Annotated in this window: 13 protein-coding genes and 1 tRNA gene; 6 read left to right on the plus strand and 8 right to left on the minus strand. The window is 64.1% G+C overall.

What is annotated here, in order from left to right; genetic code table 11:
• Positions 1–58: 58 nt before the first annotated feature.
• Positions 59–700 carry a TetR/AcrR family transcriptional regulator gene (locus tag CH286_RS02660; RefSeq protein ID WP_255182553.1) on the minus strand — a complete coding sequence of 214 codons (642 nt, stop codon included), beginning with the start codon at positions 698–700 and terminating at the stop codon, positions 59–61.
• A gap of 138 nt (positions 701–838) precedes the next feature.
• On the opposite strand from CH286_RS02660, the gene CH286_RS02665 reads away from it, so the two are divergent.
• Genes CH286_RS02665 through CH286_RS02675 form a run of 3 tightly spaced genes read left to right on the plus strand, consistent with a single transcriptional unit; the run spans position 839 to position 3,569 of the window.
• Entirely contained in the window at positions 839–1,291 is a 453-nt protein-coding gene (locus tag CH286_RS02665) for a hypothetical protein (protein ID WP_141215781.1), read from the plus strand.
• Between the two features lie 21 nt (positions 1,292–1,312).
• Positions 1,313–1,954 carry a hypothetical protein gene (locus CH286_RS02670; RefSeq protein WP_094608270.1) on the plus strand — a complete coding sequence of 214 codons (642 nt, stop codon included), beginning with the start codon at positions 1,313–1,315 and terminating at the stop codon, positions 1,952–1,954.
• A 22-nt stretch (positions 1,955–1,976) separates the two neighbouring features.
• Positions 1,977–3,569, plus strand: a complete 1,593-nt coding sequence (locus CH286_RS02675) for an alpha/beta hydrolase (RefSeq protein WP_094608271.1) — start codon at positions 1,977–1,979, stop codon at positions 3,567–3,569.
• 470 nt (positions 3,570–4,039) lie between these two features.
• On the opposite strand, the gene CH286_RS02685 is transcribed toward CH286_RS02675, so the two are convergent.
• From CH286_RS02685 to CH286_RS02715, 7 genes are all read right to left on the minus strand, one after another.
• A tRNA-Leu gene (locus CH286_RS02685) sits at positions 4,040–4,113 on the minus strand.
• A gap of 44 nt (positions 4,114–4,157) precedes the next feature.
• Positions 4,158–5,609: a short-chain fatty acid transporter gene (locus CH286_RS02690; protein WP_094608273.1), complete on the minus strand. Its 1,452-nt coding sequence runs from the start codon at positions 5,607–5,609 to the stop codon at positions 4,158–4,160.
• Positions 5,610–5,725: 116 nt separating this feature from the next.
• Entirely contained in the window at positions 5,726–6,670 is a 945-nt protein-coding gene (locus CH286_RS02695) for a Ppx/GppA phosphatase family protein (RefSeq protein ID WP_032377243.1), read from the minus strand.
• Positions 6,667–7,197: a DUF501 domain-containing protein gene (locus CH286_RS02700; protein ID WP_094608274.1), complete on the minus strand. Its 531-nt coding sequence runs from the start codon at positions 7,195–7,197 to the stop codon at positions 6,667–6,669. Before CH286_RS02700 ends, CH286_RS02695 begins: the two co-directional genes overlap by 4 nt.
• Positions 7,194–7,745: an FtsB family cell division protein gene (locus CH286_RS02705; protein WP_032377245.1), complete on the minus strand. Its 552-nt coding sequence runs from the start codon at positions 7,743–7,745 to the stop codon at positions 7,194–7,196. Before CH286_RS02705 ends, CH286_RS02700 begins: the two co-directional genes overlap by 4 nt.
• A 192-nt stretch (positions 7,746–7,937) precedes the next feature.
• A complete protein-coding gene (gene eno, locus CH286_RS02710) occupies positions 7,938–9,224 on the minus strand; it encodes a phosphopyruvate hydratase (RefSeq protein WP_008718800.1) in 1,287 nt (428 codons plus the stop codon).
• An 88-nt stretch (positions 9,225–9,312) separates the two neighbouring features.
• Complete coding sequence (locus tag CH286_RS02715; protein ID WP_032404887.1) at positions 9,313–10,023, minus strand: lytic transglycosylase domain-containing protein; 711 nt, start codon at positions 10,021–10,023, stop codon at positions 9,313–9,315.
• Positions 10,024–10,212: 189 nt separating this feature from the next.
• On the opposite strand from CH286_RS02715, the gene efeU reads away from it, so the two are divergent.
• The 3 genes from efeU to efeB are packed head-to-tail and all read left to right on the plus strand — an operon-like array spanning position 10,213 to position 13,479.
• A complete protein-coding gene (gene efeU / locus CH286_RS02720; RefSeq protein WP_032404888.1) occupies positions 10,213–11,094 on the plus strand; it encodes an iron uptake transporter permease EfeU in 882 nt (293 codons plus the stop codon).
• A 14-nt stretch (positions 11,095–11,108) separates the two neighbouring features.
• Positions 11,109–12,248 carry an iron uptake system protein EfeO gene (gene efeO / locus CH286_RS02725; RefSeq protein ID WP_094608381.1) on the plus strand — a complete coding sequence of 380 codons (1,140 nt, stop codon included), beginning with the start codon at positions 11,109–11,111 and terminating at the stop codon, positions 12,246–12,248.
• A complete protein-coding gene (gene efeB / locus CH286_RS02730) occupies positions 12,229–13,479 on the plus strand; it encodes an iron uptake transporter deferrochelatase/peroxidase subunit (RefSeq protein ID WP_032404267.1) in 1,251 nt (416 codons plus the stop codon). The genes efeO and efeB overlap by 20 nt, the downstream gene beginning before the upstream one ends.
• Positions 13,480–13,492: the final 13 nt, after the last annotated feature.

The raw sequence follows: 13,492 nt of genomic DNA on the forward strand, positions 1-13,492 counted from the left end.
TGTCGATGCGATTCGACAGGATGTGACACCGGGCAAGAACTCGAGCTCGTCGTCGAAGTCAGTCCGAGTCGCCCTTCGGCACGGGTGCAGCGGTGTGAAAAAGCATCGAAATGGCGTGGTGCAGAACGTCTGTTTCCGAGCGAATTCGAGCAGCGTCGGTCGGGAGGGCTCGCGCTACGGAGAGCCCGTCCAGTACCACGTTGAGATAGGCGGCGCGCTGGGTGTTGTCACCCGGCGGCAGGGCACCTTCTTTGTCGAGGACGTCCAGCCAGTGTTCGATGTGCCGGAGTCCGGCCGCGCTGAGAGCGATGTACGTGTCGATGGCGTCAGCGTTGAGCTCCGAGCTGAGGTAGGTGCCGAACGCCCGTCGCCACGTATCTCGGGCTTGCTCACCGGTGCCGGTGGCCGACAACACCTGCTGCATACACCCCAATAATCGCTCCTCGGCAGGCACAGTGGCGTCTTCGATGACATTTTTGTTCGCCACCAGCCCGGTGATTCCCGCGGCGACTTCGTCCATCAACGCTTGCTGCGTGGGAAAGAAATGACGCAATGATCCGGTACTGACCCCTGCTCGCGCGGCGACCGCTCGGACGCTGATCCGGGTACCCGGATCCTCGGACACCATCGTCGCGGCTGCGATCAGAATCCGATCCCTTGTGCTGGGTTCGCTTTTTCGAGTCTCCACATTGTCCGACACCTCCCCGACCCTAATACAGCGTGATACGTTAAATCTACTATCACGCTGTACTAGTCGCGCCGTGGAAGAGAACCCCACAGCACTGGCACCTACGCCACCGAGCCTCTGAGCCTCTGAGCCTCTGAGAGAGGAATTACGATGTTCCACAGTCGATCCCATCCGAATTGGAAGGATCACGGCCGCCGGACGGCAGTGCTCGAAACCGCCGCAGCGACGATGGCCGGATTGTGGGCTCTCACCTCATGCAGCGCACTGTCCCCGGTCGAGCCGCAGCCTTCGGCTGCACCGACACGTTACGACCAACAAACGATCGACTTCCCTGCGTGCAACCCGCTGTCACAGGCATTGCCGACGACAGGGTCGAATGCACAACGCTCGAAGTACCGCCGTAACCCTGCGGCCATTTCGGAGACCGGTGCCGTCAACGACCCCACGCTCGAGCACACCGTGAGTGTCTCGCCCAGCATCGCTGCGGCCCTGCGGATCTGGGCACGCGCCCGGTTGCTTCTACTCAACATTCGCGTCTACTTTTCCGTGACCATTTTCCATCACAGTGTGCTAGCGTCATCAGCGACTATCACGCTGTACTAGTAGAGATCGAGGATCGAGCAGATGGGAATCAAACGGTGGCGCTACCGCCGCATTCGCGCCGGATCGGGTGAACCGCTCCGCCGCTACCGCTGGTGGCAGATGTTCGGCAGATCGCTCCGGTCGATCACGCTCACCGCACCCGACGGCACGACGTCGATCTACGCAGTCGATGTACGGCACATGGGCGACGCAAAGGACGGTGAGGTGCGCGCTCGCCTCTACGTCGACGGCGCACTCGAGTCGTACGCCAAGATGCCGACCCGCTTCCCCGTCCCCGGTGGGCACATCGAGGTCGCGGCCACGGGGTTCGGGCTCAAGCGCTGCCATTACGTGCGTGAGGACGGCACCGAACAGCAGCTGTCTCCCGATCCCGCATCCGCAGAGGGACGTCGCGCTCGGCTGCACCACCGGCACCCCGGTCCCAGTCGCGTCATCGGTGTCATCTCGATGCTGCTCGTCATCGGCGGACTCTGCGTGGAGGTGCCGCAAATCATCGCATCCCTCTCTCTCATTCCCGCCATCGCCGACTCGATCGGGACCTTCACCTCACCTATCCGACTCCCGATCCACGTCAACCTGCTCATCGCATTCGCCGCTGTCATCGGCAGCACGGAACGAGCTCTCCGGATGCGATCGAGCTGGATAGACGAACTCGCCAGCTGAACCCTACGAAAGGAACACCACCATGCCACACACAACTCCGACGGGATTCCGACGGAAGGCCGAGGAGCGACGGCGATGGCCTAAGCCGGTGATGGCGGCGGCGGCCGCTGCCTCAGTGTTCCTGCTCGCCGGATGCTCCGGTGCAGCACCGAATGATGACGACAGCGCGAACGGGGTTGGCCTCGAACGGTTCATGGAGCAGGAGCTCGCGTTCGGGGCGTGCGATGCCAGCGTCGTGGACTCCCAGCCGCCCGTTCCCCAAGTCGTCGAGGCCGCAAAGAAGGCGGAGTGCGCGATGCTCACTGTCCCGATGGATTACGAGGATCTCGACGGCGAGACCATCGAGATAGCCGTGTCCCGTATTTCCGCCACCGGCGACAACCCGATCGGCTCTGTCCTGCTGAACCCAGGCGGTCCCGGAGCGGCAGGGACGACGCTCGCACCGCTGGTGAATGCCCTGTGGACGGGAGGCCCCATCCCCGAACGCTTCGACATCGTCGGCTTCGATCCGCGTGGAGTCGGTCTGAGCAATCCGGCAATCGACTGCTACTCCGATGAGGAGCGCGACGCCGACGCACCCCTGTCGGCTCTCGGTAGGTGGACCGAAGAATCCGCGCGCGCCATTGTCGACAAATGCGCCGACGGCTCCGGAAGCGCAGAGGTACTCGCCCACCTCGGAACACGGGATGTCGCTCGCGACATGGATGTGCTCCGCTCCGCGCTCGGCGATGACAAGCTCACCTATGCGGGAGTCAGCTACGGCACTCGACTCGGCTCGGTGTACGCTGACCTGTTCCCCGACAATGTCCGTGCTCTCGTTCTTGACGGCGCGGTGGATCCGCTCATGGACACCGCGGATCGCAGGATCCAGCTCAGCGAAGGACTGCAGGCATCGTTCCAGCGTTTCGCCGACTTCTGCGTCACACAAGCCGCATGCCCACTCGGAACCGACCCGGCGCAGGCGACCGCTGCAGCCCAGAAGCTCCTCCAACCCCTCGAAGAAAAGCCGCTCGTAGCCACTGACGGACGACAGGTCGGCTTCCTCGCCGCCGGCGAAGGAATCGTCTCCGGCCTCTACTCCGAAGCCAACTGGCCCGCCATCATCACGGGACTGACGGAGCTGAAAGCCGGACGACCCGACGCCCTCCTCGCACTTCGCGACGGGTACTACGGCCGATCCGACAGCGGGGAGTACACCAATTCGTTCGAAGCGCTCTTCGCCATCAACTGCCTCGACGAGGAACGGTTCACCGAACAAGAGATGACTCAGCTCGGCCGCGATCTCAACGAGGCTGTGCCGTTCCTCGACCCCGGATCGCCTCCCCCTGCGCAGGACGGCTGCGAGTTCTGGCCGGCCGAGCCCACGCTCGGATATCCCTACGCCACCGACATCGACGGGCTTCCCGAGGTGCTCGTGGTCTCGGCCACCGGCGACCCCGTGACGCCTCACGAAGGAGGCATCAGCCTGGCCGACACCCTCGGGGCGCGGTTGCTCACGGTCGAGGCCAACCAGCACGGGACGATCATCTCCGCCAACGCCTGTGTCGACGGAGCGATCGCCGACTACCTGATCGACCTCGAACTACCGGATGAAGGTGCACGCTGCACCATCTGACCCTGCTGAGCCATCGAGCGGGCCCTGATCCGCTCGATGGCTCAGCCGTCCCTGCGCTCAATCACGAGCTACCGCAATCGCATCGTTATGCAGCGCATCGGCGTGGAACGCCGCGCGCCTCGGCTACGCATCATGGATCATCCTCGCTGGGTTCGTGCTTACCGTGGCGGGAATGGTCGCAACTTCTTCGATGGGTGAAGATTCGAGGTCGCGGGTGTCGAGCAGGTCAGCCAGGTCCAGTTGTGACAGCCTCGTGACACCGAGCCACACGCGAAGAAAACTGTCCGACAGGAAACTAGGCCTGAGCTGCACGAATGCGAAGTTTTGATGACGGAAAGTTTCAAGAATACGCGGATCTGAAATCCGCTGTCTCGGTTGTCCACTCAGATCCGTGGGATGCCACCGAAGTACACGCTACCACCCGAAAAGCACTGTCCTGGTCCAGAAATCTGGATCCATGTGGACTCCGGTGCCCCCAGTCGGACTCGAACCGACACTGTGCGAATTTTAAGTCCGCTGCCTCTGCCAATTGGGCTATAGGGGCCACCGCTGGAGTCGCGCTCCAGCGGTGACGATCATATCGGGCTGCTACTGGGCAGGGATGACCGGCGGCACGAAGTCGAAAGTCATGCCGAGAAGCCACACGAGCAGCAGGACCACCGGGAAGTGGAAGATGAACTGCAGGAACGTGAATCCGATCAAGTCTCGCGCTCGCAGGCCTAGAACCGCCAGCAGAGGCAGCATGAAGAACGGATTGATCAGGTTCGGCAACGCCTCTGCGACGTTGTAGATCTGGACTGTCCAGCCGAGGTTCATCTGCACGTCCGTCGCCGACTGCATGACGTACGGCGCTTCGACGAGCCACTTGCCGCCGCCGGAGGGAACGAACAGCCCGAGCACGACGGTGTACACCGCAATGACCACGGCGAATCCGCCACCGCTACCGATGTCGGTGAAAAAGTTCGCGAGGTGCTCGGAGATCGTGACGCCTCCCCTGCCCTCCGCCTTGGTCAACATGGCCGCCATCGCCGCATACAGCGGAAACTGCACCAGGATCCCGGCGGTCGCGGGCACCGCCTTGCTGACCGAATCGAGGAAGCGCCGCGGGGTGCCGTGCAGCACGAGTCCGAGCATCAGGAACACCAACAAGTACCCGTTGAGGCTGCTGACCACCGACAGCACCGGCAGCGTCAGCAGTTGGGAGACAAGCCATCCCAGAGTCATCGCGCCGGCGAACAGTGGCAGGATGCGGCTGTACTCGAGCCACTCCCCCGGCCTGGTGCGCGGTGCCGGTTCCGCGACGGTGTCGTCGAGATCGACCTTCATGTCCGCGGCAGTCTTGATTGCGGCACCCTTGGGAGCGGACACGTGTGCGATCACGACAGTCAACACGATGATGATCGCGCACATCAGCAACGACTGCCACGTGAAAATCGTGGTTCCGAAATCGAGTACTCCGGTGACCGAAAGCAGTGTCGCCGGAAGCGATTTCGCCGTCGCCTGCAGCTGCGCAGCCGAGGACGACATCCCGAGTGCCCAGACCGCTCCGAGTCCCATGAATGCCGCAGCCCCGAGTGCTCGGTAGTCCGTTCGCAGATCGTCACGGCGCGCGATGGCACGGGCTAGTAGACCGGCGAACACCAAGCTCAAGCCCCAGTTGAGGAACGAGACCGAGCAAGACAGTAGTGCCACGAAACTGACTGCGCTGCTGGAACTCTTGGGCACTTGCGCCAGCCGAGTGATGAGCCGCGCGACCGGCGGAGAGGTGGCCACGACGTAGCCGGTGAGAACGACCATGGCCATCTGCAGGGTGAAGGCGGTCAGATCCCAGAACCCGTTTCCGAATGCGTCGACCACATTCTGCGGAGACGACCCGTTGGCGAAGGCGGCGACGGCAACGACCACCACGCCGACGAGGGCAAAGATGTACGCATCGGGGAACCACTTCTCGGTCCCCTTGGCGAGCGCTTGCGCTACGCGAGCCAGCCCTTTCTCGGCCGGCGCCTGGTTGGCCGGTGCCTGCTCGGCGGGTGACGTCATCGGTGGTCCTCACCTCGAAGGGAGCCGTGACGTGGGCCACAGCGCCTGTAAGGCTTCACCGAATCACGCAGCGATGCAACCTACATCGCCGCAGACCGCATCTGCAGAATTGCAGATCAGATCTTGATGGACATCGCGATGCCGTCGAGGATGTCGTGCTCACTGACCGTCAATGAGCTAACGGCACCGCGTCGCTCGAATTCCTCGGCCAATACGCTGCACACAATTGCACCGCCGCCGATGACGTCGACCCGACCTGGATGCATGGGGCCCAACGCACTTCGCTGCGTATGCGTCATGCCGATCAGTCGCTCGCATACCTCGAAGAGCTGATCGAAGGGCACTCGCGACAGGTGCACCGCGTCTGCGTCGTACTCGGGCAGGTCCTTGGCGATGGCAGCGATGGTCGTCATCGTGCCGGCCACACCGACCCAGCTCGACGCGTCGCCGATCGACACTTCCTCGAACGCCTCCGCCAACTTCTCGCGGGCGTACTCACGCGCGCCGTTGATCTCGTCCGCGGTGGGAGGATCCGAATGCAGGAATCGTTCAGTCAGACGGACACAGCCGATGTTCGCCGAGAACGCAGACTTGACGCCTTTGGCGTCGCCCAGTACGAGCTCGGTAGAACCGCCGCCCAGATCGACAACCAGGAAAGGCCCTGCCGCAGAGTCGAGTTCACCGACTGCACCGGCGAAGGACAACCGCGCTTCCTCGTCACCGGTGATCACTTCGGCCTCGGCACCGGGGATGACCTTGCCGAGCACCTCGCGCACCATGGAGAAGAAGTCCTCGCGATTCGACGCATCCCGGGTGGCAGAGGTGGCCACCATTCGCACTGCGGTGGCCCCTGTCTTGCGAATGATCTCCGCGTACTCGACCAACGCCACACGAGTGCGTTCGATGGCCTCGGGGACGAACGCTCCCGTCGCGTCGACTCCCTGACCGAGCCGCACGATCCGCATCTCGCGGGCGACGTCGGCGAGGGACTTCCCGTTGTTGTCAGCGACGAGCAGGCGAATCGAGTTGGTGCCGCAATCTATTGCTGCAACCCTGGTCATTGTTTCTCCGCACGTAGTTCTTCGACGGTCGGCCAATCGGCCGGAATAGCCTTGCCACGCAACGAGTTCTCGGCGGCAAGGGCCACCGACTCGTCACCCAGCGGGTTGACGCCCGGGCCCTTAGCCAACGAATGGGCGATCAGGACGTGCAAGCATTTGACCCGATCGGGCATGCCACCACCGGTGAAATCCGTTCCGAGAGATTCGATCTCGTCACGCTCGGCCAGGTAGGACTGATGGGCGCGCAGGTAGGCAGCAGCCAGCTCGGGATCGGTGCCCAGGCGTTCGGTCATCTCCCGCATCACACCGGCCGATTCCTGCCGGCTCGCCTCGGCCGTCAGCCGCGGATCGGTCAGATAGAACAGGGTGGGGAACGGCGTGCCGTCGGGCAGCTTGGGGGCGGTTTTGACCACGCCCGGCCTGCCGTCCGGAGATCGATATGCGATCTCGAGTACGCCACGCGGTTCACGTCCGAGCTGCGATGCGACCGCATCGAGATCTTCCTGCGAGACTGCCGAGGAATTCACCCGACCGGTCCTCCTTCTGATTGTGGTGCCGGAGCGGCCGGCACGGGTTCTGGCTGTACGACGGGCATCGGTGCGGACGTCGGCTCCGCTGGCTCGTTCGATCCCTGCGGCTGAACTGCGGTGTTCCAGAGGTCGGTGTACCAGGGACCCGTCGGCGCACTGTCGGCCGCGAGTTCCTCCGGCGTCTTGCCGTAGTCGCCGGGCAACTGCACCTGGTACGGCGTCTCCCCCGGCATGACGAACCGCAGGCGCTCACGCGCATCGGCCGCGATGCGGGACGGCTCGTCGAGCTGAGATTTCTGGGTCTGCAGCGCTTGTACGTCGTTCTCCAACGCTTGCCGCTCGGCCAGCACGGACTCGAGTTCGCTGCGCTGCGAGAAGTAGGTGCGTAGCGGTACTGCCAGCGTCAACGCCAGCGCGCACACCACAACACCGAGAATGACGGCCCGTCCGGTGGACAGTCCGAGGAACGTCCGCTCGGGCATCTTGGGCCGACGAACACCGACGCGCCGGGGAGCGGCCTTGCCGCCGACCACCGCGTCGCGCACCTGCTCCGATGGTTCCGGCGGGGTGGCCGTCCGACCGGAGGCGTTCTCGTCACGAGAGACGCCCCCGGCCTTCGACCGAGTCGAAGAGGAGGAGCGGCCGCGGGGTCGGGGATCACGTCCACCTGGACTGGTCCCGGACCTTCCGCGCCGTGCCATCATTCATCTCCACTTCGTGCGATACGTACCTGCCTGCTATCCCTCGTAATTGAACCGGGGGAAAGACAACTCGCCGGCGTAACGCGCCGCGTCGCCCAGAGCTTCTTCGATACGCAGCAACTGGTTGTACTTGGCCACGCGCTCGCTCCGAGCCGGAGCACCGGTCTTGATCTGGCCGCTGCCGACGGCAACTGCCAGGTCAGCGATGGTGGTGTCCTCGGTCTCGCCGGACCGGTGGCTCATCATCGTCTTGTAACCGTTGCGGTGAGCGAGATCGACTGCGTCGAGGGTCTCGGTGAGCGTGCCGATCTGGTTGACCTTGACCAGCAGCGCGTTGGCCGCACCCTTGACGATGCCGTCTTCGAGACGCTCGGGGTTGGTGACGAACAGGTCGTCTCCGACGAGCTGAACCTTGTCGCCGATCGACTCGGTGAGTGCAACCCAGCCGTCCCAGTCGTTCTCGTCGAGCGGATCCTCGATGGAGACCAGCGGGTAGGCATCGACCAGTTCGCCGTAGAACGCCGACATCTGCTCGGCCGACTTGGTCTCACGCTCGAAGGCGTAGCCGGTACCTGCGGTGTAGAACTCGGTGGCCGCCACGTCGAGCGCGAGAGCAACGTCCTGGCCGGGCTTGAGGCCGGTCTTGCCGATGGCCTCGAGGATCAGGTCGAGAGCTGCCTTGGTGCCGGCGAGATCGGGAGCGAAGCCGCCCTCGTCGCCGAGTCCGGTGGACAGGCCCTTGGCCTTGAGCACGGACTTGAGTGCGTGGTAGACCTCGGCACCCCAGCGCAGCGACTCCTTGAACGTGGGAGCACCGATCGGCGCGATCATGAACTCCTGCACGTCGACGCCGCTGTCTGCGTGTGCGCCGCCGTTGATGATGTTCATCATCGGCACGGGAAGGATGTGTGCGTTCGGTCCGCCGAGGTAGCGGAAGAGCTCCAGGCCGGTGGACTCGGCCGCAGCCTTGGCGACAGCGAGCGAGACACCCAGCAGGGAGTTCGCGCCGAGGCGAGACTTGTCGGGCGTGCCGTCGAGATCCAGCAGAGCCTGATCGACCGTGCGCTGCTCGATGGCGTCGAGGCCGATGACCGCGGGCGCGATCTCGTCGAGCACCGCGTTGACGGCCTTCTCGACGCCCTTGCCGCCGTAGCGGTCTCCGCCGTCACGAAGCTCGACGGCCTCGTGCTCACCGGTGGATGCGCCGGAGGGGACGGCTGCGCGGGTCAACGTCCCGTCGTCCAATGCGACCTCGACCTCAACCGTGGGGTTGCCACGGGAATCGAGGATCTCGCGAGCTCCGACCTGCTCAATGATGGCCACGAATGCTTCTCCTAGTAACGGGGACCGGCGGACTGTGCCGGGTGCAAGACTAGCCGCTCCCCCGTGGTGCCCGCGATGCACGGAGTTTCTACGGCCTGGTGCCCACCGAGTACGCGGCCGCGCGATCTCGCACGTCACGCAGATACTGGCCCGAGAGGTTGTACGCCATCAACGCCGTCTCCCAGCCCTGTGCCGTCCGCAGATCGCCGCCGCGGGCGCACAGATAGCGAGCTGCCGTCAACGCCGCATCGTCGATGTTGTCCGGATCTGCGATGCCGTCGCCGTTGGCGTCGACACCCCATTTCTTCCACGTCTCGGGGATGAACTGCATGGGACCCATCGCACGGTCGAACTCGGCGTCACCGTCCATGACGCCGCCGTCGGTGTCGGGAATCTCGGCGACACCCGGCCCGCCGTCGAGAGGAATACCCCGGATCGGCGGTGCGACCAGCCCGTCGGGCTGCACCGAGGACCCCTGGAACGTGCCGTGTCGGCTCTCGATGTAGCCGATGCCGGCCAGTGTCGTCCACGCAATTCCGCAGTCTGCGTCCGTCTCGGTCATGATCGCGGCCGCGTGCCCGTACGACGCGAGAGCCGTCACCGAGATACCGAGCGCGTCGGTCTGAGGTTCGGCCCACGCGAGCAACAGATCGGCTGTCCGGCCGGGGGCATTGAAGTCGATCAGCGGCACCTCGGTTCCCGGACCGGGCGGAATGCCCTCGGGAATCTCACGCTTCGGCTCGCTGCTGCCACATGCGGTGAGTGCAAGGAGGAGCGATGCGGTGGCGAGCACGCAGATTCGTGAGATCACCTCACCATCCTGCACACGCAAGGTAATAGAAAGCTAAAGACCCGTAAAACCCCAGTTCAACGTGCATTCGACTGGCGATGCAGGGTGTATGTTTCTGTCAACCTTCACGCATGAGGGTCGCCTACCCTTTGAGAGGGAAGGCGTACCAATGTTCATTGCAAAACAGGAGAAGTGCCCGTGTCCGTTCTCGCCGCCGCAGGATCCGCGCCGTCGATCGCCACTCAGATGTTCGGCAGCGGTCTGATCGGTCTTCGCGAGGGCCTCGAGACCGGCATCGTGGTGATGATCCTCGTTGCGTTCCTCGTCAAAGCCAACCGACGCGACGCACTCAAATGGGTGTGGCTGGGCGTCGGGCTGGCCGTTGCCATGGTGGCCGCGATCTTCTTCGTCATCCACTACGGCACATCCACGGTCACCGGACTGACCGCCGAGATCATCGCAGGCGCGGCATCGCTCGTGGCCGTGGTCATCGTGACGGCGATGGTGCTCTGGATGCGGACCGCCGCGAAGAACATCTCCGGCGAGCTGCGGGCGAACATGGAGAAAGCACTCACCGTCGGGCCTGCTGCAGTGCTGACGCTCTCGTTCTTCGCCGTCGGCCGCGAAGGTGTCGAAACCGCACTGCTCATGGTCGGCTACGCCGAGAACACCAACGGCAGCCTGTGGCCGCTGCTCGGTCTACTGCTCGGCATCGTCGTCGCTGCCGTGCTGACGGTGTTCCTGTACTTCGGTGCCGTGCGCATCAACTTCGCCGTCTTCTTCAAGTACACCGGCATCTTCCTCATCGTGGTCGCCGCCGGAATCCTCGCCTACGGCATCCGCGCACTGCAGATCGGCGGAGTTCTGCCCGGTGGCAGCGCTGTCGCCTTCGACATCAGCGCGCACTTCGACGCCTCGAGCTGGTACGGCACCGTGCTCGGCGGCATCTTCAACTTCCGTCCCGAACCCACTGTCTTCCAAGCGATCGCATGGGTGCTCTACATCGTCGTCGTGTTGTTCCTCTTCCTCCGGCCGGTCCACGTTCCCGCGGCTCCCGAGCCCGTACTTCAGAACTCTTGAAAGGCACCACCATCATGCGTCGTTCCACCATCGCTCTGGCCGCGGTCGCGGTTCTGCCGATAGCCCTGGCCGGATGCACCGAAAAGTCTTCCAACGAAGCCGCATCGGGCGATATCGCCGTCACCGCGACCGACTCCTCCTGCGACGTGAGCGCATCCGAAGGCACCACCGGTAACTCGACGTTCCAGATCACCAACAACGGCAGCAAGGTCACCGAGTTCTACGTCTACGGCGCGGGCGACCGCGTCATGGGTGAGGTCGAGAACATCGGACCCGGGTTGACGCGTCAGCTCATCGTCGCCCTGCCCGACCCCGGCACCTACCAAACCGCCTGCAAGGCAGGCATGGTGGGCGACGGTATCCGCGCCGATTACGTCGTCTCCGGCGACTCGGTCCGCACCGCCGACGAGAACGGCCTCCTCACCGAGGCCGCCGCCGGCTACAAGCGCTACGTCGTCAGCCAGATCGACGCGTTGCAGGACACCACGGCATCGTTCGTCACCGCCGTCAAGAGCGGCGACGTCGACGCAGCCAAGGCCCAGTTCCCCATTGCGCGTAGCTACTACGAGCGCATCGAGCCCGTGGCCGAGAGCTTCCCCGACGACCTCGACCCACGTATCGACCTGCGTGAACCGGACGTGGAGCCCGGTGCCGAGTGGACCGGATTCCACCGCATCGAGAAGGACCTGTGGTCGCAGGGGCTGCAGCCGGACACCAACGCAATGGCCGATCAACTCGAGGCCGACATCACCGAACTCGCCGACAAGATCAAGGCCGACGATTTCACCATCGACCCCATTCAGGTCGCCGGTGGCGCACAGGGATTGCTCGACGAAGTTGCCAAGACCAAGATCAGCGGTGAAGAGGACTTCTTCTCACACACCGACCTGTGGGACTTCCAAGCCAACGTCGACGGCTCCCAGGCCGCCATCGCTGCGGTGCGTCCCATCCTCGACGAGCGCAACGCCGAACTCGGTACCGCCATCGATGCCCGCTTCGCAGAACTCGACGCCGAACTGGCCAAGTACCGCAGCGGCGACGGCTTCGTCTTCTACGACACGGTGACCGAACCACAGCGCCAGGAACTCTCGAACAAGATCGACGCATTGTCCGCCGAAGTGAGCCAGGTGCAGGGTGTCGTTGCCGGACAATAAGACTGGACAATTCTCCCGACGGCGCCTCTTCGGTGCCGTCGGGACGGGGGCTGCACTCGTCGGAGTAGGAGCCATCGCTGGACACGCGACCGCGTCGGGTGCCGAGGCACCCGCTTCGGACGTCGTCGAATTTCGCGGAGACCACCAGGCCGGAATCGTCACCCCGGCACAGGATCGCATGCACTTCGTCGCCTTCGACATCACCACCGACTCACGCGACGACGTTGTTGCGCTGCTGAAGAAGTGGACCCTGATGGCCGAACGGCTCACCAAGGGCGAAGAGACGTTCGACGGCGGTGCCGTCGACGGTGGCCAGTACAACCCGCCGTCGGATACCGGCGAAGCACTCGGTCTGACTGCGTCGTCGCTGACGCTGACGATCGGATTCGGTCCGTCGATGTTCGATCGATTCGATCTGGCCTCCAAAAGACCTGCGTCGCTTGCCGACCTGCAGCACTTCCCGGCCGACAACCTCGATCCCCGACGCTCCGGCGGCGACCTTTGCATCCAGGCCTGCGCCGACGACCCCCAGGTTGCCGTCCACGCGATCCGCAACCTCGCTCGTGTCGGATTCGGCACCGTCTCGGTGAAGTGGTCTCAACTCGGCTTCGGCCGAACCTCGTCCACGTCCACCGCCCAGGCAACGCCGCGAAACCTGTTCGGCTTCAAGGACGGAACGGCGAACCTCAAGGCCGAGGACCCGTCGCTGCTCGACGAGAACGTGTGGGTAGCTTCCGATGACGACCAGGAATGGATGGCAGGCGGCTCCTACCTCGTCGCCCGTCGCATCCGCATGCTCATCGAGTCGTGGGATCGCACCACACTGAAGGAACAGGAGCGAGTGATCGGGCGCAGCAAGGGATCCGGCGCGCCGCTCGGCCAGAAAGACGAATTCGACGCACTCGATTTCGAGTCACAGGGCCCCGAGGGCACCTTCATCGACAAGACCGCGCACGTACGCCTGGCGTCGAAGGAAAACCTCGGCGGCGTCCAGATCCTGCGTCGGGGATACAACTTCACCGACGGATCTGACGGCTTCGGACACCTCGACGCCGGACTGTTCTTCATCGCCTACTGCCGCGACCCACTGACCCAATTCGTGCCGATGCAATTGGCCCTGTCCCGCAAGGACGCACTGAACGAATACATCCAACACGTGGGTTCTGCGGTATTCGCCTGCCCTCCCGGCGTCGGAGAATCCGAATACTGGGGTTCGACGCTGTTCGAGTAGGTCGGTTGCCCGT

It is taken from the genome of Rhodococcus sp. WWJCD1, from assembly GCF_002258735.1.
GTDB lineage: Bacteria > Actinomycetota > Actinomycetes > Mycobacteriales > Mycobacteriaceae > Rhodococcoides.